The 21,959-nt window shown below is 71.2% G+C and carries 21 protein-coding genes; 10 read left to right on the plus strand and 11 right to left on the minus strand.

The annotated features are described in order from the left end of the window. Positions 1 to 86 precede the first annotated feature (86 nt). From DEJ13_RS15980 to DEJ13_RS16015, 8 genes are all read left to right on the plus strand, one after another. Positions 87 to 1,712, plus strand: a complete 1,626-nt coding sequence (locus DEJ13_RS15980) for a RecQ family ATP-dependent DNA helicase (protein ID WP_111105909.1) — start codon at positions 87 to 89, stop codon at positions 1,710 to 1,712. A gap of 189 nt (positions 1,713 to 1,901) precedes the next feature. Next, positions 1,902 to 2,312, plus strand: coding sequence for an ester cyclase (locus DEJ13_RS15985; protein ID WP_111105910.1), 411 nt, complete (start codon positions 1,902 to 1,904; stop codon positions 2,310 to 2,312). 70 nt (positions 2,313 to 2,382) lie between these two features. Further along, positions 2,383 to 2,676 (plus strand): hypothetical protein, encoded by a 294-nt coding sequence (locus DEJ13_RS15990; protein WP_056121553.1) that lies wholly within the window; start codon positions 2,383 to 2,385, stop codon positions 2,674 to 2,676. A 29-nt stretch (positions 2,677 to 2,705) separates the two neighbouring features. Beyond that, entirely contained in the window at positions 2,706 to 3,530 is an 825-nt protein-coding gene (locus DEJ13_RS15995; RefSeq protein ID WP_181436934.1) for an oxygenase MpaB family protein, read from the plus strand. A 36-nt stretch (positions 3,531 to 3,566) separates the two neighbouring features. Next, complete coding sequence (locus DEJ13_RS16000; protein ID WP_056121549.1) at positions 3,567 to 4,400, plus strand: phosphoribosyltransferase family protein; 834 nt, start codon at positions 3,567 to 3,569, stop codon at positions 4,398 to 4,400. Continuing rightward, complete coding sequence (locus DEJ13_RS16005) at positions 4,397 to 5,959, plus strand: nicotinate phosphoribosyltransferase (protein ID WP_111105912.1); 1,563 nt, start codon at positions 4,397 to 4,399, stop codon at positions 5,957 to 5,959. The genes DEJ13_RS16000 and DEJ13_RS16005 overlap by 4 nt, the downstream gene beginning before the upstream one ends. Continuing rightward, a complete protein-coding gene (locus DEJ13_RS16010) occupies positions 5,956 to 6,633 on the plus strand; it encodes an NUDIX domain-containing protein (protein WP_111105913.1) in 678 nt (225 codons plus the stop codon). Before DEJ13_RS16005 ends, DEJ13_RS16010 begins: the two co-directional genes overlap by 4 nt. Positions 6,634 to 6,651: 18 nt before the next feature. After that, a complete protein-coding gene (locus DEJ13_RS16015) occupies positions 6,652 to 7,281 on the plus strand; it encodes a pyridoxal 5'-phosphate synthase (protein ID WP_111105914.1) in 630 nt (209 codons plus the stop codon). Positions 7,282 to 7,327: 46 nt separating this feature from the next. On the opposite strand, the gene DEJ13_RS16020 is transcribed toward DEJ13_RS16015, so the two are convergent. From DEJ13_RS16020 to DEJ13_RS16035, 4 genes are read right to left on the minus strand one after another with little or no spacing between them, the layout of a single operon-like run. Next, positions 7,328 to 9,787, minus strand: a complete 2,460-nt coding sequence (locus DEJ13_RS16020) for an ATP-dependent helicase (protein ID WP_111105915.1) — start codon at positions 9,785 to 9,787, stop codon at positions 7,328 to 7,330. 33 nt (positions 9,788 to 9,820) lie between these two features. After that, positions 9,821 to 10,855, minus strand: a complete 1,035-nt coding sequence (locus DEJ13_RS16025; RefSeq protein WP_111105916.1) for a glycerophosphodiester phosphodiesterase family protein — start codon at positions 10,853 to 10,855, stop codon at positions 9,821 to 9,823. A gap of 10 nt (positions 10,856 to 10,865) precedes the next feature. Further along, entirely contained in the window at positions 10,866 to 11,906 is a 1,041-nt protein-coding gene (locus DEJ13_RS16030) for a LacI family DNA-binding transcriptional regulator (RefSeq protein ID WP_111105917.1), read from the minus strand. A gap of 7 nt (positions 11,907 to 11,913) precedes the next feature. Further along, positions 11,914 to 13,158, minus strand: a complete 1,245-nt coding sequence (locus DEJ13_RS16035) for a Gfo/Idh/MocA family protein (RefSeq protein WP_056121533.1) — start codon at positions 13,156 to 13,158, stop codon at positions 11,914 to 11,916. A 272-nt stretch (positions 13,159 to 13,430) separates the two neighbouring features. On the opposite strand from DEJ13_RS16035, the gene DEJ13_RS16040 reads away from it, so the two are divergent. Beyond that, positions 13,431 to 14,312 (plus strand): Bax inhibitor-1/YccA family protein, encoded by an 882-nt coding sequence (locus tag DEJ13_RS16040; protein ID WP_111105918.1) that lies wholly within the window; start codon positions 13,431 to 13,433, stop codon positions 14,310 to 14,312. A 336-nt stretch (positions 14,313 to 14,648) separates the two neighbouring features. Here DEJ13_RS16040 and guaA read toward each other — a convergent pair whose 3' ends face one another. Genes guaA through DEJ13_RS16065 form a run of 5 tightly spaced genes read right to left on the minus strand, consistent with a single transcriptional unit; the run spans position 14,649 to position 19,463 of the window. Then, positions 14,649 to 16,238 carry a glutamine-hydrolyzing GMP synthase gene (gene guaA / locus DEJ13_RS16045; protein ID WP_111105919.1) on the minus strand — a complete coding sequence of 530 codons (1,590 nt, stop codon included), beginning with the start codon at positions 16,236 to 16,238 and terminating at the stop codon, positions 14,649 to 14,651. After that, positions 16,235 to 16,681 (minus strand): DUF3817 domain-containing protein, encoded by a 447-nt coding sequence (locus DEJ13_RS16050; protein WP_082517846.1) that lies wholly within the window; start codon positions 16,679 to 16,681, stop codon positions 16,235 to 16,237. Before DEJ13_RS16050 ends, guaA begins: the two co-directional genes overlap by 4 nt. 10 nt (positions 16,682 to 16,691) lie before the next feature. Next, positions 16,692 to 17,504: an SURF1 family cytochrome oxidase biogenesis protein gene (locus DEJ13_RS16055; protein ID WP_111105920.1), complete on the minus strand. Its 813-nt coding sequence runs from the start codon at positions 17,502 to 17,504 to the stop codon at positions 16,692 to 16,694. Between the two features lie 5 nt (positions 17,505 to 17,509). Beyond that, positions 17,510 to 18,925 carry a cation:proton antiporter gene (locus tag DEJ13_RS16060; RefSeq protein WP_056121526.1) on the minus strand — a complete coding sequence of 472 codons (1,416 nt, stop codon included), beginning with the start codon at positions 18,923 to 18,925 and terminating at the stop codon, positions 17,510 to 17,512. 4 nt (positions 18,926 to 18,929) lie between these two features. Continuing rightward, positions 18,930 to 19,463 carry a cation:proton antiporter regulatory subunit gene (locus DEJ13_RS16065; RefSeq protein WP_056121524.1) on the minus strand — a complete coding sequence of 178 codons (534 nt, stop codon included), beginning with the start codon at positions 19,461 to 19,463 and terminating at the stop codon, positions 18,930 to 18,932. Positions 19,464 to 19,582: 119 nt separating this feature from the next. Between DEJ13_RS16065 and DEJ13_RS16070 the strand changes: the two genes are divergently transcribed. Then, a complete protein-coding gene (locus DEJ13_RS16070; RefSeq protein WP_056121522.1) occupies positions 19,583 to 20,119 on the plus strand; it encodes a hypothetical protein in 537 nt (178 codons plus the stop codon). Here the strand turns inward: DEJ13_RS16070 and DEJ13_RS16075 are convergent. Together DEJ13_RS16075 and DEJ13_RS16080 are read right to left on the minus strand one after the other, a co-directional pair. Then, a complete protein-coding gene (locus tag DEJ13_RS16075; RefSeq protein WP_056121520.1) occupies positions 20,099 to 20,719 on the minus strand; it encodes a response regulator in 621 nt (206 codons plus the stop codon). The genes DEJ13_RS16070 and DEJ13_RS16075 overlap by 21 nt on opposite strands. Beyond that, a complete protein-coding gene (locus DEJ13_RS16080; RefSeq protein WP_056121518.1) occupies positions 20,716 to 21,891 on the minus strand; it encodes a sensor histidine kinase in 1,176 nt (391 codons plus the stop codon). The genes DEJ13_RS16075 and DEJ13_RS16080 overlap by 4 nt, the downstream gene beginning before the upstream one ends. Positions 21,892 to 21,959 lie beyond the last annotated feature (68 nt).

The following is a 21,959-nucleotide window of genomic DNA, read 5'->3' on the forward strand; positions in this document are numbered from 1 at the left end:
TCGGGTGGTTCGGCCGTCGCCGACCGGATGGCCACCGCGCGCAGTCCCGGTGCAGGCCGCCAGGACCGGCTCGGCACGGTGGATCGATGCACGACGCACTCCGCACCCGAGCCGCCGAGGTCTTCGGCTGGCAGCTCCGCCCCGACCAGCAGACCGTGATCGACGCCGTCCTCGCGGGCCGGGACGCCCTCGCCGTGATGCCGACGGGCTCGGGCAAGTCCGCGATCTACCAGGTGGCGGGACTCGCCCTCGACGGCCTGGTCGTCGTGGTCTCGCCGCTGGTCGCGCTGCAGGAAGACCAGGTCGTCGGCCTGGCACAGCACCCTGACGCACCGAAGGGCGTGACGGTGAACGCCACCAAGCGGTCCCGCGACCTGACCGAGGCGTGGGAGGCGGTCACCGCGGGCGACGTCCGCTACGTCTTCCTCGCGCCGGAGCAGCTCGCGAAGCCCGACGTGCAGGACCGCCTGCGCGACGCCGGGGTCGGCCTGGTCACGGTGGACGAGGCGCACTGCGTGTCGTCCTGGGGCCACGACTTCCGCCCGGACTACCTGGCGCTCGGCGAGGCGATCGAGCGCCTGGGGCGTCCGCCCGTGCTGGCCCTGACCGCGACGGGCTCCGCCCCCGTGCGGGACGACGTCGTCGCGCGGCTCGGGATGCGCGACCCGCTCGTGCTCGCGGCCGGGTTCGACCGTCCGGAGCTCCGGCTCGAGGTCCGACGCCACGAGGACGACGAGGGCAAGCGCGAGGCCGTCGTCGCGCAGGTCGCCGGGCTGCCCGGCGCCGGGGTCGTCTACGTCGCCACGCGGGCCGAGACCCTCGTGTATGCCGACGAGCTCGTCGAGCACGGTCGCCGCGCACAGCCGTACCACGCCGGACTCCGCGTGCGGGACCGGGAGCGGGTGCTGACCGGCTTCCACGACGGCTCCGTCGAGGTCGTGGTCGCCACGAGCGCGTTCGGGATGGGCATCGACAAGCCCGACGTCCGCTTCGTGGTGCACGCCGACGTGCCCGAGTCCGTCGACGCCTACTACCAGGAGGTCGGACGCGCCGGTCGTGACGGCGACGATGCCCTGGCCACGCTGCACTACCGCGCCGAGGACCTGGGCCTGCGACGCTTCTTCGCGTCCGGCAGCCCGCGGCCCGCTTCGCTCCGCGCTGTCTTCGACGCCGTCCCCGCATCCGGGGCGATCGCCCGGACCGACCTGCCGGACGCATCGGGCCTCGCCGCACGCACCGCTGGCCGGGCGGTCAACGCCCTCGTCGAGGCCGGTGTGCTCGTCGACGGCCACGACGGCGTCGCCCGCGCGGCGGACGGCCCGGCGACCGCCGATGCCGCTGCCCGGGCGGCGAAGGAGCGGGCGCACGAGCGCGAGCGGGTCGAGGAGTCCCGGATCGCCATGATGCGCGAGTTCGCCGAGACACAGGGCTGCCGGCGACAGTTCCTGCTCGGGTACTTCGGGGACGAACTCGCCGAGCCGTGCGGCAACTGCGACACGTGCACCGCCGGCACCGCCGCCGTCACGCATGCAGCCGACGGGTCGCACGACGCCGAGTGGCCGCCGGACGCCGACGTGGAGCACGCGGAGTGGGGTCACGGCACGGTGATGAGCACCGAGGACGACCGGCTGACGGTGTTCTTCGAGTCGGCGGGCTACCGCACGCTGGCGCTCGCGGACGTGGAGGACCGGCACCTGCTCGAGCGCGTCTGACGACCGGCGGGGGGATGCGCGGTCGCCCGGCTCCAGGCCGGCGACCGCGCTCCACTCCCCCGAGCACGAGCACGAGCAGTGTGCACGTCCTCCGTGTCCTGCCGGTGACGCCCGGGTGAACGGGCGACATCCTGGGCGGCGCTCGGAGCCGTGCGGCGTACACAGGAACACCCGACGGAAGGAGCGCGGATGACCGCGGAACAGAACCAGCAGGCCCAGGAACGACTCGGCGAGATCCTCGAGGCACGCGCGTTCGACCGGTTCGACGAGGTGTGGGCCGACGACGTCGTGGACCACGACCCCGCTCCGGACCAGGCCCCGGGGCTGGCCGGCATCGTGGACTTCTGGCAGCAGTTCACGACGGCGTTCCCGGACCTGGCGCTCGAGCCGGACCCGCTCGTCGTGACCGACGACTACATCACCGCGGTCTTCACCATCCGCGGCACGCACACCGGCGTGTTCCAGGGCCACCAGCCGACCGGCAAGGCCTTCACCGTCCGAGGCATCCAGGTGTCGAGGTTCCGTGACGGCAAGATCGCCGAACGCTGGGGCGCCACCGACGAGAAGGGCCTCGCGGCTCAGCTCGGACTCGACGCCTGACCCCTGACCCCTGACCCCTGACCCCTGACCCCTGACCCCTGACGACCATAACCACACGAGGAGCACCACCATGAGCGATCCCGGCATCAGCCCCGTCGACGACTTCGACTCGCAGCAGCGTCGCGACGACGACGTCGACCGTGAGCACGTCGGCCCCTACGAGGTCGACGAGACCGAGGAGTCCCTGGAGACCGTCACGAACGACGCGGTCGCCGGCGAGACCGTCGAGCCGCAGCCCGGTGACGGCACCGACGACGGCCCCACCGGCGGCGCACCCCGCGAGGCGAGCGCCGACCTGTGGGAGCACGACGACGACACCGAGCGCCCCGACCTCGGCAACGACCTGGGCACGAAGCCGCTCTGACCGGCGGACCGGTCCGGCACACTGGTGCCGTGACCAACGACCGGACTGGAGGCTCGGCGCCGGACGTGCGCCGAGCCTCCCGTCCGTCGTCGGGTCGCGACCGCGACCTGGTGCGGTTCCTGGCGGACAGCACGCCCGTCCTGGCCGGCGGGTGCGCGATCCTGCTGCAGATCGCCGACCCGGTGGTCGCTGCGGGCGTGCGCCGCCACTCCGACTTCGCGCGCCGGCCGCAGCAGCGCCTCGCGCACACGCTCATGTACGTGTACGCCGTCGTGATCGGGTCGCCTGCCGACGCGGCGACCGCGACCGGCTTCGTGAACCGGGCACACGCGCCCGTCGCCGGCGCGGACGAGGTCGACCGGCAGCTCTGGGTCGCCGCGACCCTGTACGACTCGGCGATCCGGGCGCACGAGGCGTTCGGCACCCCGGTGTCGCCCGAGCTCGCACGCCGGGCGCTCGACGCGTACGCCCCGCTCGGTGTGGCGCTGCGCGTGCCGCCGGAGCGCTGGCCGGCGACCCCTGCCGCCTTCGTGGCGTACTGGGACCAGGCGCTGTCGAGTCTGCGGGTCACCGACGACGCCCGCGGTGTCGCGCGCGACCTGCTCCACCCGATATTCGCACCCCTGTGGGTCCGTGCGGCGATGCCGCTCGTGCGGATCGTCACCGTCGGCATGCTGCCGGACGTGGTGCGCACGCAGTACGGCTTCGCGTGGGGGCCGCGCGAACGGCGGCGCTGGCGACGGACCGCGGCGTGGATCCGTCGCGTCCGCGCGCTCGTGCCGGGTGCGGTGCTCCGCCTGCCGGGGCCGCTGCTGCTGCGGGCGATGCGGGCGACGGCAGCACGATACCGGTAGTTGTCACACCGACAAATACCGTGCTAGGTTCGGGTCATGGCAGTCGAACTCAGCACCTGGGACCGGGGCGGCACCCCCGTGGCCCCCACGTTCTCCACCATGCGCTTCCCCGCGGGCGAAGCGCACGTCAAGGTCGCCGTCGAGCACGGCAGCCCTGCCGACCTGACCGAGATCGCGACGCTGCGGGGCACGAGCGGCGACGACCTGCTCATGCTCGGCATGTGGGCTGACGCCGTCCGCCAGCGCGGCGCGAAGTCGGTCGCGCTCGTCCCGTACCTGCCCGGTGCACGCCAGGACCGCGGGCTGCCGTTCGGTGCCCGGGTCTACGCGGACGTCCTGAACGGCTTCCACCTCGACCAGGTGATCGCGTTCGACCCGCACTCCCCCGTGATCGTCGGACTGGTGGAGCGCCTCACCGTCGTCACGAGCGAACGGGTCGTCCGCGACACCGTCGTCGCCGGGTCCGACTACAGCGGCGTCATCGCCCCGGACAAGGGTGCCGTCGCCCGGGCGACCGCCGTCGCCGACGCCTGCGGACTGCCGGTGTTCCGCGCCGAGAAGCACCGCAACCCCGACACGGGCAAGCTCGACGGCTTCTCCTGCGAGCCGCTGCCGGACACCGGCCGACTGCTCGTCGTCGACGACATCTGCGACGGGGGTGGCACCTTCATGGGACTGGCCGGCAGCACCGGCCTCCCGAAGGAGCGCCTCGGCCTCTGGGTGTCGCACGGCGTGTTCTCCGGCCGGGCACCCCAGCTCGCCGACCACTTCGGCGAGATCGTCACGACCGACTCGTACCCCGCGCAGAACGCCGTGCCCGGCCTGCGCACGATCGAACTCACCCCCTACCTGACGGAGCAGATCCGATGACCGACACCACGACCGCACTGGCCCCGCGCATCACCACCGCGAGCCCGATCGCTCCGCTGCTGGCGGTCGACGGGTACAAGCACTCACACCGGCAGGTCTACCCCCGGGGCACGACCCGCATCCTGATCAACTGGACGAACCGCTCGAACGCGCACATGCCCGAGTCGACCCACGCCGTGGTGTTCGGACTGCAGGCGTTCATCCAGCGACACCTGGTCGAGGCATGGGCACCGTTCTTCGCCGCTGACGAGGACGAGGTCGCCCGGCTGTTCTCCGAGGCGCTCGAGGGGTACTTCGGCTTGAACCACATCGGCGTCGACCACGTCCGCGCCCTGCACCGCCTGGGGTACCTCCCCCTGACGATCCGCGCGCTCCCCGAGGGCACCCTCGCCCCGATCGGCGTCGCCACCCTGACCGTCGAGAACACCGTCGACGAGTTCTTCTGGCTGCCGAACTACATCGAGACCGCCCTGTCGGCGTCGATCTGGCACCCCTCCACCGTCGCGACGAAGGCGCTGGAGTACCGCGACCTGATGGAGGACTGGGCGGCGCGCACGGGCGCCGTGCCGGAGAGCATCGACTTCGCCGCGCACGACTTCTCGTTCCGCGGGCAATCGAGCATCGAGTCCGCGGCAGCCGGTGGCGCCGGGCACCTGCTCTCGTTCCTGGGCACCGACTCGATGCCGACGCTCGACTTCATCGACCGCTACTACCCGGGTGACAACCGCTGGGTCGCTGCCAGCGTCCCCGCCACCGAGCACAGCGTGATGTGCGTGCGCGGTGCCGACGGCGAGCTCGCGACCTTCGAGCAGATCCTCGACGTCTACCCGACGGGCATCGTCTCGGCGGTCAGCGACGGCTTCGACCTGTTCAAGGTGATCACCGAGACGCTCCCGCAGCTCAAGGACCGGATCACGGCCCGCGACGGCAAGCTCGTCATCCGCCCTGACTCCGGCGACCCGGTCGACATCGTCACCGGCACCGTGCACGACGTTCCCGAGGACCAGCTGCTGGCCGACGGGCGGTCGCACGAGCAGAAGGGCGTCGTCGAGCTGCTCGACGAGCTGTTCGGCCACACCGTCAACGACGCCGGGTACAAGGTCCTCGACCAGCACATCGGCGTGATCTACGGCGACAGCATCACCCTCGACCGCGCCCGTCGGATCTACGAGCGCCTGGCCGCCAAGGGCTACGCGAGCGACAACATCGTGCTCGGCATCGGGTCGTACACGTACCAGTACATGACCCGCGACAACCTCGGCAGCGCGGTGAAGGCCACGTGGGCACTGGTCGACGGCGAACCGGTCGACATCCAGAAGGACCCGAAGACCGGCAGCGGCAAGAAGAGCGCCAAGGGCCGGATCGCCCTGCACCGCGACGCCACCGGCGAGATCCACCAGACCGACCAGGCCACCGCATCGGACGAGGAGACGAGCCTGCTCCAGCCCGTCTGGACCGACGGCCGCTTCCTGGTGCACCAGTCCTTCGCCGACGTCCGGGCGACCCTCCGCCGCGAGCGCACCGAACGCGCCGCCCGACGAGCAGCAGCGGCCTCGTGACCGACGCGGTGACGACCCGCGACCAGCCGCTCATCGCGATCGACGTCGTCCCGATGTCCTTCTCGGCGGCCGGCCTGCTGGTCGCCACCGCGCGTCGGCAGTACGACCCGTACGCCGGCCAGGAGGCACTCCCCGGCGTGCTCCTGCACCCTGCGGAACGCCTGACCGACGCTGCACGGCGCGCCCTGCGCACCAAGGCGGGCATCGGCCCCGAGACAGTCCGGCACCTCGCGCAGATCGGCGCGTTCGACGGGCCGGAACGCGACCCGCGCGACGCGGCGATCAGCATCGCGTTCGTCGCGGTGGTGGCTGCCGACGGACCACCGGACGCGGCACGGGGGGCTGACCAGCCGCACACCGTCTGGCGCCACCCCACCGGGGCCGAGCCGAGCCTCCCGTTCGACCACGACCGGATCATCCAGGCTGCCCTCGACCACGCGCGCACCCGGCTCTGGCGCGACACGGCGCTGACGCGAGCGCTGCTCGGACCGCGGTTCACGACGGCCGACGCGGCGCGGTTGCAGACCGGGCTGACCGGCAGCGCGCCCGATCCTGGCAACCTCAACCGATCGCTCCGGACGAACGCGGCACTCGTGCGGTCGGACGAGCCCGTCGCGTCCGCGTCCGGACGTCGCGGCGGACGTCCCCCGGTCACCTGGACGTGGCAGGGCTGACGGGCGTTGGCTGGGGGCATGGCCTCCGCTCCCCTGTCCGGTGACACGTCCTTCGCCTTCCCCGAGCTCGACGACCCACCCGCCTCCCCGCTCGACGTCGCCCGCACCTGGGTCGCCGACGCGCAGGACGGCGACGTGTCCGAGCCGATGTCGATGACCCTGGCGACCGCCGACGACGGTGTCGTGAGCGCCCGCACCGTCGACGTGAAGACGATCGACGACCGCGGGCTGGTGTTCGGGTCCTCGAGCCACAGCCCGAAGGGGCGGCAGCTCACCGCGAACCCGGCCGCCGCACTGCAGGTCTACTGGCGCGAGACGATGCAGCAGCTGCGGTTCGAGGGCACCGTCGTGCAGCTGTCGGACCAGGAGTCCGACGAGCTGTTCGCCGCACGGTCGCCGAAGTCGCGCGCTGCCACCGCGGTCGCCGACCAGTCCGCGCCGCTCGACGGCTCGTTCCAGGACCTCATCGACGACGCGAACGCGCTGCTCGAGGAGTCCGAGGACGTGCCGCGACCGGCGTCGTGGCGCGCATGGCGGCTCGAGCCGACCTCGGTCGAGTTCTGGCACGGCAGTCGCGACCGGATGCACCGCCGCCTGCAGTACCGCCTGGGGCCGGACGGCTGGACGTCGGCGGTCCTGCAGCCGTAGCGGGCCGAGGCCGAGGCCGCAGCGGCCGCCGCCGCCGCCGCCGCCGCTAGAGCTTCTCGATCGGGGCGATCTTGATGAGGAGCTTCTTGCGGCCGGCCGCGTCGAAGGCGATCTCGGCGATGCGCTTGGCGCCCTGTCCCGTCACGGCCGACACCGTGCCCTCGCCGAAGTCGACGTGGGTGATGCGGTCGCCCGCGGCCAGCTCCATGTCGCCGTTGTCGCGGACCTGTCCGGACACGCGGTTCGCCCACTCGGTCTTCGGGCGGGTCTTCGCCGCGGCCGCCGCCCGGTCGTACGAGCCGCCACCCCAACCGCCACCACCGCGGTAGCCACCGCCGCCGCCTGCGCCGCCGAACCCACCGGGTCCCGCGCCGTCCCGCTTCGCGTTGAGCGCCCGGGGCTGCGTGCCACCACGGCTGTTCGCCATGCCGGGCGACTGCTTCCACTCGATGAGCCCCTCGGGGATCTCCTGCAGGAAGCGGGACGGCATCGCCACGTTGACGTCGCCGAACTGTGCGCGGGTCATCGCCAGCGACAGGAACAGGGACTTCTTGGCGCGCGTGATGCCCACGTAGAAGAGCCGGCGTTCCTCGGAGGGACCACCGGGCTCGTTCGCGGACATCCGGTGCGGCAGCAGGTCCTCTTCGACGCCGGTCAGGAACACGGCGTCGTACTCGAGCCCCTTGGCCGTGTGCAGCGTCATGAGCGACACCGTGCCGGAGGAGTCGTCGAGCTCGTCCGCCGCGGCGACCAGGGAGACCTCGGTCAGGAAGTCGACGAGCGTGCCGTCCGGGTTGTTCTTCTGGAACTCCCGCGTGACGGCGACGAGCTCGTCGATGTTGTCGGCGCGTGCGGAGTCCTGGGCGTCAGGGGACTTCCGGAGCTGCTCGAGCAGGCCGGAACCATCGAGCAGCTGCGTCAGCGTGTCGACGACGGGCTGGTCGGTCGCCTTGGCCGAGACGTCGTCGAGCAGGGCCGCGAACGCCGTGATCGCGTTCCGCACCTTCGGCCCGAAGCCGAGTTCGTCCGCGTGCCGCAGGGCTTCACGCATCGTGACGTCGTGGTCGTCGGCGTACCGCTGCAGGGTGGTCTCGGTGACGGCGCCGATCCCGCGCTTGGGCACGTTGAGCACGCGGCGGAGCGCCATCGGGTCGGCGGGGTTGGCGACGGTGATCAGGTACGCCATGGCGTCCTTGATCTCGGCGCGCTCGTAGAACTTGGTGCCACCGAGCACCCGGTACGGGATCGCCGCCCGGATGAAGATCTCCTCGAGCGTACGGGTCTGCGAGTTGGTCCGGTAGAACACCGCCATGTCGCGGTAGTCCATGCCGTCCTCGTGCAGGCGCTGGATCTCGTCCGCGACGAACTGGGCTTCGTCGTGGCCGGTGTAGCCCGTGAAGCCGATGATCTTGTCGCCGGCGCCGACCTCGGTGAACAGGTTCTTGACCTGGCGGTCGAAGTTGTTCGCGATGACCGCGTTGGCCGCGTCGAGGATGTTCTGCGTGGACCGGTAGTTCTGCTCGAGCAGGATGACCTTCGAGTTCGGGAAGTCCCGCTCGAACTCGACGATGTTGCGGATGTCGGCCCCGCGGAAGGCGTAGATCGACTGGTCCGAGTCGCCGACCACCGTCAGCGACGCACCGGCGATCGACCCGTCGGCCTCGCGCATGCGGGCGACGTGCTGGCCCTCGTCCTCGAGGCGGTCGACCTGCTCGACGGGGACGGGGCGCGTGAGCTCGCGGATGAGCGAGTACTGGGCGTGGTTGGTGTCCTGGTACTCGTCCACCAGGACGAAGCGGAACCGTCGCTGGTACAGCGCCGCGACCTCGGGGAACGCCCGGAACAGGAAGACCGTCTGTCCGATCAGGTCGTCGAAGTCGAAGGCGTTCGCCCGGCGCAGGTCGTTCGTGTACCGCCGGAACACCTCGGTGAACATGACTTCTTGCGGGTCGTTCGCGTTGATGTTCCGCGCGTAGGTGTCGACGTCCTGCAGCTCGTTCTTGAGCTTGGAGATCTTCGACGCGGCGGCACCGACGGTCAGCCCGAGGGTGTCCGCTTCGAGGTCCTTGATGATCCGCTTGAGGAGCGCACGCGAGTCGGCGGAGTCGTAGATGGTGAAGGACTGCGGGAACCCGAACCGCTCGGCTTCACGCCGCAGGATCCGCACACACGCGGAGTGGAACGTCGAGATCCACATGCCCTCGGACGCCTGGCCGACGAGGGCCCGCACCCGCTCGCGCATCTCGGCCGCGGCCTTGTTCGTGAACGTGATCGCCAGGATCTGCGACGGCCAGGCTTCGCGGTTCGCCAGCAGCAGCGCGATGCGCCGGGTGAGCACGCTGGTCTTGCCGGAACCGGCGCCGGCGACGATCAGCAGGGACTCGCCGCGGTACTCGACCGCTTGCTTCTGCTGGGGGTTCAGACCGGCGGTGAACGGGTCCTCGTAGGGGCGGTCCCCGGCACCCGGCTCGGGCGTCGAGTCGAATGGGTCGAGCACGATCGTCATGTCAGACCAGTCTAGGCACGCCCCCCGACACCGTCAGCCCCCGCTGCGGTGGACGGCGGCGGGGTCGGCGACCAGTTCCCGGGCACGCACGGCCAGGTCGGCGTGGTCCGCGAACACGCCGTCGACGCCCGTCCGGACCACCGAGGTGTACCAGCGCTCCCAGTCCCCGTGCGCGGCCACGTCCCCGCCACGACGGAGTGGCGCCGGCAGGAACCGGTTCTCCGGCCGCAGCGTCCAGGTGTACACGTCGAGCCCGACGGCGTGCGCTCGCTCGACCACGTCGGAACGAACGGGGCCCGGGTCGTCGACCGCCACCGGGTCGACGCCCGCCATCAGGGTGCCCAGGGGGACGCTGATGCCGTCGAACTCGTCGGCGAGCGCCGCGAGCGCCGCGTCGGTCCGCTCGGTCGCGTACGTGGGAGCCGACGACCCGTGGGTCGCGACCTCGTCCGCGGCACTGCCACGGGCCTCCTGGAGGTAGACCAGACGACCGCCCGCCCCACGTGCGCCGAGGTCGCGGAGGACGCCCTTCTCGAAGCACTCGACGGTGAGCCGGTCGTCGCCCCGCCAGCCGGCGGCGCCGATCGCCGCGTCGACGAGCTGCCCCATCGGCAGGCCGACACCGTCGAAGTACGTCGCGTGCTTGACCTCCGCGACGAGTCCGACCGGGCGCGGCGCCGCGTCGAGGATCCCGAGCAGGTCCTCGAACCGCAGGATCGGCTCGTCGCCGTCGTGGGCGGCCGACTGCGGACGCAGCTGCGGCAGCCGTTCGCGGGTGCGGAGCGTCGTGAGCTCGTCCCACGTGAAGTCCTCGGTGAACCACCCGGTCAGGCGTTGCCCGTCCACCGTCTTGGTCGTCCGGCGGTCCTCGAACTCCGGGCGGTCGGCCACGTCGGTCGTGCCCGAGATCTCGTTCTCGTGGCGGAGCACCAGCGCGCCGTCCCTGGTCGGGACCAGGTCGGGCTCGATCGCGTCGGCGCCCAGCGCGATCGCGAGCTCGTACGCGCTTCGCGAGTGTTCGGGGCGGTACCCGGAGGCACCTCGGTGCGCGATCACCAGGGGGGTCATGCGGCCGACCCTAACGCGCCTCGGTGACCGGCTCGTGGGTCCCGCATGACGCCCGGATGACGAGTTCCACAGGGAACTGCCGGTGCGTGGGCGCGGACCCGTCGAGCAGTCCGCGGACCGCCGCCTCGGCCATCGACTCGACCGGCTGCCGGACGGTGCTGAGCGGTGGCCAGGTGTACTCGGCTTCCCACGAGCCGTCGAAGGCGACGACGGCGACGTCCTCCGGCACGCGGACGTCCCGCTCGTGGAACGCCCGCAGGACCCCGACCGCGGTGCGGTCAGACGCCGCGAACACCGCGTCCGGGCCGTCGCCGGTCGCCAGGTCGTCCGCGATCCGGAGGCCGGCCGCGTACCCGCCCTCGCGGGTGTAGCCGCCGGCGACGACCCGGCCTGGAGGCACGCCCCGGCTCCGGCACGCTGCCAGCCACCCGGCATGCCGGGGTTCACCGACGTCGGCCTGGCCGACGAATGCGACGCGCGTCCGTCCGTGGTCGAGCAGGTGCTCGGTCGCGAGTTCGGCTCCGGAGCGCAGGTCGGTCCCGACGCTCGCGACGCCCTCGCGCGCGGCCGAGACGTTGAGGTCGACCCACGGCAGGCCGACGGGATCGATCGCGTCGCGGTCGGCGGCGCCGCTCGACAGGACGAGCACGCCGTCCACCATCCGTGCCGCGAACTCCTCGAAGCGCGATCGCAGGCCCTCCGGGGAGAAGGTCGTGGCCGTGGTCGAGAGGGCGTACCCGCGCTCGCGGGCGACGGACTCGATGGCGGCCGCGAACTCGGCGAAGAACGGGTTCGAGAACACGGGGTCGGCGACGTCGGGCACGGCGAGCACGAGCGTGCGGGCCGAGCCGGACCGCAGCGCCCGGGCTGCCTGGTTCGGGCGGTACCCGAGTTCGGCCACCGCCGCCAGGACCCGGAGCCGGGTGTCCGGGGCGACCGGAGCGCCGCCGTTCAGCGTGTAGCTGACGACGGCGTCCGACACCCCGGCGAGGCGCGCGACGTCACGACGGGTCGGCTTGCGGGTCCGCGTCCTGGCACTCGGGTCGGTCACCGGTCGATCATGACACCCGGTCGGCGACGGGCAGGCGCTCGCCGACCGCGACGGGGGCGTCACCCTGGTCCGGGATGCTCAGGCGCTCGCCACCGCGCTTGGCGGACTCGAACGCCACCAGGCCGGGCAGCGTGTAGCGAGCGGCCTGCCAGGCGTTGACCGGCGGGAGGACCCGGTCGTTGACCGCGGTGACGAAGTCGTCGACCAGCAGCTGGTGGGAGCCCTCGTGGCCGTTGGGCGCGAAGTCGAACTCGGCGGGCAGCCGGCCGGTCAGGTCGTCGTGCACGGGCGCGTGGCCGGACACGAACGAGCTGCGGAGTGCGGGCGACACGTCGGCCAGGCGCGGGTCGTCCTCGTCCATGGTCGGACGGTTGGCGATCTGGTCGGAGACGTCGGTCACGCCGTCGCGGTCCTGCCAGACGGAGTTCGTGACGAGCTGCTCGAAGGTGCCGTCGGTGCCGAACCAGCGGAAGCGGCTCTCGCGGATGTACGACGGGAAGCCGACGCGACGGAACTCGTTGATGCGCATGGAACCGCCGCCGTCGAGTTCGAACAGCGCGGTCATGTTCGAGTAGTCGTTGTCGAACATGCTGACCTCGGTGTCGAAGACCCCGTCGCCGCGGTCGTCGTGGACACCGATGCAGCTGACGCTCGTCGCGTGCCGCGGCACGGCCCCGAGGACTCCACCGATGGCGTGCGTGGGGTACCACATGGGCGGGTAGCTCGCCGTGGCCTTCCAGTCGTCACCGCCGCTGTACCGGTACGCGTCGTAGAACCCGAGGTCCATGTCGTGCACGTAGTCGCCCTCGGCGTAGAACACCCGACCGAAGGCGCCGTCCTCGTACTTCTTGCGGGCGAACACCGTCGCCGGGTTGTACTGGCTGGTCTCGCCCATCATGTAGGTGAGGCCGGTCTCCTGGACCGCCTGGATGATCGACTCGATCTCGGTCTGGGCCGTCGCCATCGGCACGGCGGAGTAGACGTGCTTGCCGGCCCGGAGCGCCTGCAGCACCAGCGGTCCGTGGGTCCACCGCTGGGTGAAGATCGCTACGGCGTCGACGTCGGAGCTGGCGAGCATGTCCTCGAACGACGGGAAGGTCCCCGCCAGGCGCAGCTCGTCGACCAGCTGCTGCGCGCGCTCCGGCAGCACGTCTGTGGCGTACACGGCGGAGATGCCGGGGTGCTTGTCGAACAGGGTGGCGAAGTGGCTGGCGAACTGGCCGGCTCCGACCATGCCGAGGGTGAACGTCATGCTGGGCTCCTTCTGGCGGGGTGCATCGTTGCGCGTCCATGCTCGCGCCCCGGGTTTACTCGTGTCAACCCCTGATCTCACGGGCAACTCCCGCCGACCGCCGATCAGTTGCGCAGCACCCCGCCGTAGAGTTCACGCAGCGGTGCCACCACCGGCGTCCGCTCGCCGCGAATCCCCAGCCTTTCCGGGTCGACCCCACCTAGGCTGAGAGGACGCGAAGGAACGGACCACCGTTCCTGCACGACCTGAGACCAGAGGAATCCGAGGACACCATGGCTTTCAAGCCCGGTTTCGACCAGTCCCCCGCCTTCAACGACGCGGGCCGGAACGCTTGGAGCGCCGGCTCGCAGCAGCAGCAGCAGCAGCAGCAGCGCGGCGGGTGGGGCCAGACCCCGCAGCCGTCCGCGGGCATGACGCCCGAGCAGCTGCAGTACATGTACGACCGTCCCGCGGCCAACACCGTCGACACGGACCGCATGTCGTACGAGGACACGATCGTCAAGACGCTCATGGCGTTCGGCGTGCTCGTCGTCGGTGCGGTGGCCGGGTGGAACCTCCCGCCGATCGTCTGGATCGCCGGTGCGGTCATCGGGTTCGTGCTCGCACTCGTCAACACCTTCAAGAAGAAGCCGTCCGCGGGCCTGGTCCTGGCGTACGCGTTCTTCGAGGGACTGTTCGTCGGCGGCATCTCGCACTTCTATCAGACGGCCTACCCCGAGACCGACGGGATCGTCGCCCAGGCGGTCTTCGGCACCCTCGGCGTGTTCTTCGTGACGCTGCTGCTGTTCCGCTCGGGCAAGGTCCGCGCGACGCCCAAGGCGACGCGGTTCTTCCTGGTGGCGATCGTGGGCTACATGGCCTTCTCGCTCGTGAACCTCGTGCTCATGTGGACCGGCGTGACCAACAGCGCGTTCGGCCTGCTCGGGGTGACCGTCTTCGGCATCCCGCTCGGCGTGCTCATCGGCGTCTTCGTCGTCATCATGGCGGCGTACTCGCTCATCCTCGACTTCGACCAGATCAAGACCGGTGTCGAGCGTGGTGCTCCGCGCATCTACGGGTGGACCGCGGCGTTCGGCCTCGTCGTGACCCTCGTCTGGCTCTACCTCGAGATCCTGCGCATCCTCGCCATCATCGCGAGCAGCCAGCGCAACTAGCACCACTCGCACGCGACGAAGGGCCCCGGCACTCGCCGGGGCCCTTCGTCGTTCCGGGCGTGCGCACGGTCACGCAAACCCACCCCGCGCGCAACCCACGCCCTGCCGCCGGACCGACGCCCACGTCGCACGACGCGCCGTGTCCGACGCGCCTGGGTCGCAAAAGCTGCCGCTCCCGCCGCCTTCGGCCGGCACGTCGAGCGATCTCGGCGAGACTGAGCGGCGTGTTGTGCGACGTCGGCGTCCCGCGCCGCCGGCAACCTTGCCGCCCTCCCCGCGCCCCGGACGACGAAGGGGTCCGACGCCTGCGCGCCGGACCCCCTCAGGACGGGAGACTCACTCCCACTCGATCGTCCCCGGCGGCTTCGACGTGACGTCGAGCACGACCCGGTTGACGTCGCGCACCTCGTTCGTGATGCGGTTCGAGATCTTCGCGAGCACGTCGTACGGCAGGCGGGTCCAGTCCGCGGTCATGGCGTCCTCGGAGGACACCGGGCGCAGCACGATCGGGTGACCGTAGGTGCGGCCGTCGCCCTGCACGCCCACCGAGCGCACGTCGGCCAGCAGCACGACCGGGCACTGCCAGATCTCGTCGTCCAGGCCCGCGGCGGACAACTCGTTGCGGGCGATGGCGTCAGCGGCACGCAGGATCTCGAGGCGCTCTTTGTCGACCGACCCGACGATGCGGATGCCGAGGCCGGGTCCGGGGAACGGCTGGCGGCCGACGATGACCTCGGGCAGCCCGAGTTCGCGACCGACCGCGCGGACCTCGTCCTTGAACAGGGTGCGCAGCGGCTCGACCAGCTTGAAGGTCATGTCCTCGGGCAGCCCGCCCACGTTGTGGTGCGACTTGATGTTCGCCGTGCCCGATCCCCCGCCGGACTCGACGACGTCCGGGTAGAGCGTGCCCTGCACCAGGAACTCGACCTGGCCAGCGCCGTCCTCGGATGAGTCGGCGCGGGCTTCGAGGACGAGTGCCTCGGCAGCGGCCTCGAACGTGCGGATGAACTCGCGCCCGATGATCTTGCGCTTCTGCTCGGGGTCGCTGACGCCCGCGAGCGCGTCGAGGAACTGCTGCTCGGCGTCGACCGTGACGAGCCGGACACCGGTCGAGGCGACGTAGTCCTCTTCCACCTGCTTGCGCTCGTCGGCGCGGAGCAGTCCGTGGTCGACGAACACGCAGGTCAGCTGGTCGCCGACGGCCTTGTGCACCAGGGCCGCCGCGACGGCGGAGTCGACGCCACCCGACAGGCCGGCGATGACACGCGCGGAGCCGACCTGCTCGCGGATGCGGGCGACCTGCTCCTCGATCACGTTGTTCGAGTTCCAGTCGCCGGGCAGACCGGCGGCACGGTGCAGGAAGTTCTCGAGCACGGCCTGGCCGAACGCCGAGTGCTTGACCTCGGGGTGCCACTGCACGCCGTAGAGCTTGCGCTCGTCGGACGCGAAGGCGGCGACCGGCGTCGACGAGCTCGACGCGAGGACCTCGAACCCCTCGGGCGCGGCGGACACGGAGTCGCCGTGCGACATCCACGTGGTCTGCGACTCCGGCTGGCCACCGAGCAGCGTGCTGGAGGTGCCGGTCACGGTGACGTCCGTGGCGCCGTACTCCCGCAGGCCGGTGTTCGCGACCGTCCCGCCGAGGGCCGAGGCCATCGCCTGGAAGCCGTAGCAGATGCCGAGCACCGGGACGCCGAGCTCGAGGATCGCACCGTCGAGCGCGGGCGCGCCCTGCTCGTACACCGACGACGGACCACCGGACAGCACGATGGCGGCAGGGTCCTTCGCGCGGATCTCCTCAGCACTCATGGAGTGGGGAACGATCTCGCTGTAGACGTTGGCCTCGCGCACGCGGCGAGCGATGAGCTGCGCGTACTGGGCTCCGAAGTCGACGACGAGGACGGGACGCTGGTCGGTCTCGCTCACCGAGCGCTCTCTTTCTCCCGCGCCTGCTGCGCGGTCAGCTCGTGGTAGGTGGTCATGGCGGCCTTCTGCATGCGGTGCTCGACCACGAAGGACATGAACGGGATGATCCCGCCCAGGGCGATCAGCAGGAAGCGCGACGGCCGCCAGCGCATGATGCTCCACAGGCGGAAGTCCATGAAGAGGTAGACGACGTACAGCCAACCGTGCGCGATGAGGATCGCGATCGACAGGTTGAACGTGCCGGGGGCCTGGCCCGCCGTGCCGTTCGGGACGAAGAACGCACCGCCACCGAGCTGCATCTCGAGCTGGAGCGGCGTGTACTTGATGATCACCTCGATCACCAGGGCGAGCAGCAGCACACCGGTGATGTACGCGGAGATGCGGTACAGCCGCACCGCCCCCGGGATCTTCGGGATGTCGCGGGTGCGGACGGTCAGAGCCATGGCAACGATCCTACCGTCGGTCGGAACTCGCCCCGGCGGCGCTGTCAGCACCGTCAGGACCCGCTGCGGGGAAGCCGAGATCGGCCTGGTGACGCTCGTCTTCCTCGCGTTCCCAGGTGTCCTTCACGAAGCGCCACCACAGGAAGACGGCGAAGCCCGCGAAGACGACCCACTCGATCGCGTAGAACAGGTTGAGCCAGTCGAACTGGACCTCGCGCGTGGGGGCGCGGTCGGCGATGGTGCCGAGGTCGGCCTTCGCCGCGGTGGTGGCGTCGGCGACGACGTAGCCGCCGTACATCCGGTCGTCGAACGCCTTCCACGTGTTCACGAACCGTGCGGGCGCGACCGCCGAGTACTCCGACTGCTGGAAGGCGTCCTGGTCCGGGGACTCGGACGGGTAGTAGCGGCCCTGGACGGTGAGGTCCGCACCGTCCGTCAGGCGCTCGCCACCGGCGACGGCGGCTCCACGCTGGTCGGACCACCCGATGACGACCGGGAGGCTCGCTCCGGTGGTCGTGTCGACCATGTGTCCGACGGTCTGGTAGCGGCCACCGCCGCTGCGACCGGTCAGCACCGTCGTGTCGCCGGCCACGAACCGGCCCGTGACCGTCACCTTCTGCCCGGCGAGGCTGTCACCCACGCCGCGCTCCGGCTTCGAGACGTCGGAGAGGACCTGTCGCGTCTCGGTGGTGGCCGGAGCCGGCTTGCCGTTCTCGATGCTGCGCTCGAGCTGCCACTTGCCGAGGGCGGCGAACACCGCAGCGAGGACCAGCGCCAGCAGCAGCAGCGCGATCCACTTCGGTCGACGGGCAACGGCCCACATGCGTGTCAGTACTCCGGATCGCGTGCTCGGGCCGGGCGTTCGGGACGCTCGGCGGGGATCTCGACGGACGACGTCCCGCTGCTCACCGTCTCCGGCTCTGCCTCGGGGGTCGTCCCCGGTGCACCATTCTCGCGCTCGTCCCTGCCAGCCGCCTCCACGAGGGCGATCTCCTCGGCGAACCGACGGTCGCGTTCGGCTCGGCGAGCGGCTGCCGCTTCGGCCGCGGCTCGTTCACGGCCGCGGAGCTTGCGCACCCGCCCCGGACGGAGCACGAGGCGACCGATGCGGTCCGAGTTCGTCGCCAGGATCGGTCCCAGGACGGCCATGACCAGCACGTAGAGCCCGGCGAACGCGGTGATCCGTTCCTCGAGTCCGGCAGCCGCCGACAGCGTCGCGAGGATCAGCGCGAACTCACCGCGGTTCACCAGGATGACCGCGGTGTTGATGCCCTGCTGGGCCGAGAAGCCGTTCATCCGGGCGACGAGCTGGCCGGCGACGGCGTTCAGCACGACGGTCATGCCGATCGCACCGAGGACGGGCCACAGCACTTCGCCGAAGGTCGAGATGTCGAGGCCGAGCCCGAAGTTGACGAAGAAGAACGCGGCGAAGACGTCGCGCATCGGCAGTGCGAGCTGCTCGATGCGGTCGCGGTAGCGGGTCGCGCCGCAGAGCAGACCGATCACGAAGGCACCGATGGCGTCGGTCACGCCGAGCAGGTCCCCGATGCCACCGAACATGACTGCGAGCCCGAAGAAGAGCACCGTGAACAGCTCGTCGTCGCGGGTCGCGAAGATCTTCGAGACCTGCTTGCCACCCCAGCGCGCCAGGCTGAACATGACGATGAGGAAGCCGAACGCCAGCGCGAGCTTGCCGACCACGCCCCAGATGTTCGTGTCACCGGACAGCACGACCGACACGATCGCCAGGTAGATGGCGATGAAGACGTCCTCGATGACGGTCACACCGAGGATCATCGGGGTCTCGTCGTTCGCCAGACGCCGCAGCTCGATCAGCAGCTTCGTGACGATCGCGCTGGACGACGTCGCGGTCATGCCCGCGATGACCAGGGCTTCGCGGGTCCCCCAACCGAGCGAGAACCCGAAGGCGAACCCCACGGCCATGTTGATCGCGACGTAGGTGCCGCCCGACACCAGGAGCTTGCCGGCGTTGCCGTAGAACTCTTCCTGGTCGAACTCCAGCCCGAGGTTGAAGAGCAGCAGGATCAGGCCGAACGTCGCGATGAGCTCGATCGTGTGCGACTCGACGCTCAGCCCGATCCAGGGCGTGTGCGGGCTCGCGATGAGCCCCACGACCATGTAGATCGGGATCGCCGGCAGGCCGATGAGCTTGCCGAGCCGTCCGAGGACGTAGGCGATGAGGAACAGGCCGCCGATGGTGAGCAGCTCACCACCCAGGTGCATGCCGCTAGCTCCGGGGCGGCGCCTCGGCCGCAGCTGCTGCCGCGAGCGCACCGCTGCGGTAGAACGAGAAGGCCTTCGAGACCTTCTCGGGGGCCCCGGCCACCACGATGGTGTCGCCGGGGAAGACGACGAAGTCCGCCGAGGGGGCGGGGTTCGCGCTGTCGCCGCGCACCACGGCGACGACGGTCAGGCCGATGAAGCCCGAGTCGTGCAGGTCGCCGAGCGGCTTGCCGGCGATCGCGTCGTCGTAGTCGACGGAGAACCAGTCGATGGACAGCCCTGGGATCTCGTCGAGCTTGTCGAGGCCCTCGGTGATGCGGGTGCCACCGAGGAGTTCGGCCAGGGTGTGGGCCTCGTCGTCGCTCAGCCGCAGCGAGACCTTCTCCGACTTGTCGGCGCCGTCGGAGACGTCGGCGAAGGAGATGAGGTCGGAGTGACCCGACCGGTGCGTGATGACCCCGCACTTGCCACCGTCGTCGGTGTAGAAGCTGTGCAGTACGCCGACGCCGGGGAGTTTGACGCGATGAACGTCGACCATGATGGCTCCCTTTCCCAGGACACCCATGCTAACCACCGTGGGGGCCCAGGCATTCCGTTCTCCACAGGTCATCCCGCCGGTGGATGCGTCGGGGACACCGACGTCGCGAGGATTGCCGGATGCGTGCGCAGGTGTTCGGCCCCGTGCTGGGCGCCGTCGTCGTGACCGCGTACGCGACGCTGCTCGCGCTCGACGGACTCGTGTTCGATCCGCTCGCCGCGGTGCCCGGCGCGACCCTCGGGCAGATCCACCACCGCGTCGAGGCGATCGGGATGGACGTCGGACAGGACGTCGTCGGCGTCCTGGTCACCGCCGGCGTCGGAGTCACGCTGGCCGCCTTCTTCGCGGTCGTTGCGATCCGGGGTCGGATGCCCGTCCCGGTGGCAGCCGTCTGCCACCTCGCGCTGCTCACGTTCGGTGCCGTGGCCGTCTTCCAGTCCGGCTTCTTCCTGGGGATGGACGTCGCAGACGCCTACGGGGTGTCCGGTGGGTCCCACAGCGCGTTCTCCGGTGTGCTGTACGGCACGAGCCTGGCCGCCCTCGTCGCGATCCCCGTCGTCCTGCTCGCGACCCTGTTCCGCAGCCTCGGACGCGCCCGAGCAGCGCACCCCCGGGCCCCGTCGTCCGGAGATGGTTCAGCGCAGCAGGCCGAGTGACCGCGCTGCCGACACGGCCGCCGTGCGCGACGAGACCCCGAGCTTCGAGAACACGTGGACCAGGTGCGTCTTCACCGTCGCGTCGGTGATGTGCAGGGACGCGGCGACGTCGCCGTTGGACGCCCCCGACGCGACGAGTCGCAGCACCTCGAGTTCGCGCGCGGACAGGCTGACCCGTGGTGAGCGCACCCGTTCCATGAGCCGGCTGGCGATGACCGGGGCCAGGGCGCTCTCACCGGCGGCGGCGGCACGGACGGCGGCCAGCAGCTCGTCCGGCGGGGCGTCCTTGAGCAGGTAGCCGCTCGCCCCGGCCTCGACCGCGCCCAGGATGTCGCCGTCGGTGTCGTAGTTGGTCAGCACGAGCACATACGGCGGGGCGTCGAGGGCCCGGATCGCGCGGGTGGCGTCGGCGCCGGTCTGGGACTGCCCGAACTGCAGGTCCATCAGCACGAGTTCGGGTGCCAGCGCGGCTGCGAGGGCGACGGCGCGCTCCGGTGCGGCGGCCTCGCCGACCACGGTGATGTCGGCCGCGGTGTCGAGCAGCGCGCGCAGTCCGGCCCGCACCACCGGGTGGTCGTCGGCGATCACGACGCGGATCACGGGGCACCGCCCAGGACCACCCGCACGGTGGTGCCGCTGCCGGGTGCCGAGTCGACGTCGAGCCGGCCGTCGAGCTGCCGCACCCGCTCGCTCATCGCGACCAGGCCGAACGAGTCGCTGGACCCGGCACGAGCCCGGACGGCCACCGGGTCGAACCCGCGCCCGTCGTCGGACACGGTCAGGGTTGCGCTGGGTCCGTCGACGACCAGGGCGATCCGCACGGCCGTGGCGTCCGCGTGCTGCACGACGTTCGCCAGGGCGCCCTGGGTGATCCGCAGGAGCGCGGTCTGCGTGGCCATGGGCAGCGCCACCTGATCGGGGACGTCGACGTCGACCGTCAGCCCCGCGCCCGCACGGTGCGACCCCGCCAGCCGGTCGAGCGCCGACCCGATCCCCTGTTCCAGCGTCGGCGGGCTGAGTTCGCGGATGAAGCGGCGGGTGTCGGCGAGGCCCTCGGCAGCGGTCTGGCGGGCCAGCCGGACGTGCGCGATGCCCGGTCGGTCACCGTCGGCCGACTCGGCAGCGTGCAGCAGCATCTGGATGCTCGACAGGCCCTGGGCGACGGTGTCGTGGATCTCGCGAGCGAGTCGAGCGCGTTCAGCCAGGACCCCCTGTTCGTGCTGCGTCGCGGCGAGTTCGTCCTGTGTCCGGATGAGCCGGGCGACGAGTTCCTCGCGCTCCTGTGCCTCCCGCGCCAGTGCCCGGTACCCGAGCCCGATGAGCAGGGCGACCCCGGCCCCGACGAGCGGTCCGACCACCCCGCCGACGGTGAACCCACCGTGCAGGCCGAGGGCGACGATCGCGATCCCGGTGGCGACGAGCACGGCGACGGGGCCGGCGACCCGCGGTAGGACGTGCAGGTAGAGGAAGAACAGCGGGAAGACCAGGTACGCCGCCTCGGGGACGAGCACGAGCAGCGCGATCCAGACCACCGTCAGCGCGACGAGCCACGTGGCTCCGGCGAGCACGCGCCGGGTCGGACGGGGCGCCGCTGCCAGGCCGCCGAGCACGTAGACGATCGCGAAGAGGACGACGAGCGTCATGGCGAGCCAGGGGGTGTGCCCGGGTGCGACGAGCACGCGCACGACGACGAGTGCCGTGAGGGCGGCGACGAGCACGTGGAGCCCCGTCCGCAGCCCCACGAACACCGGCGTGAGCGTGCTGTGCGACATGGACCTCCAGCGTAGGGAGCGGACGGCTCGCGGGCATCAACCGAACGGTCGATGCCGAGACCGAACCC

The sequence above is a fragment of the Curtobacterium sp. MCLR17_007 genome (genome assembly GCF_003234655.2).
Classification (GTDB): Bacteria; Actinomycetota; Actinomycetes; order Actinomycetales; family Microbacteriaceae; genus Curtobacterium.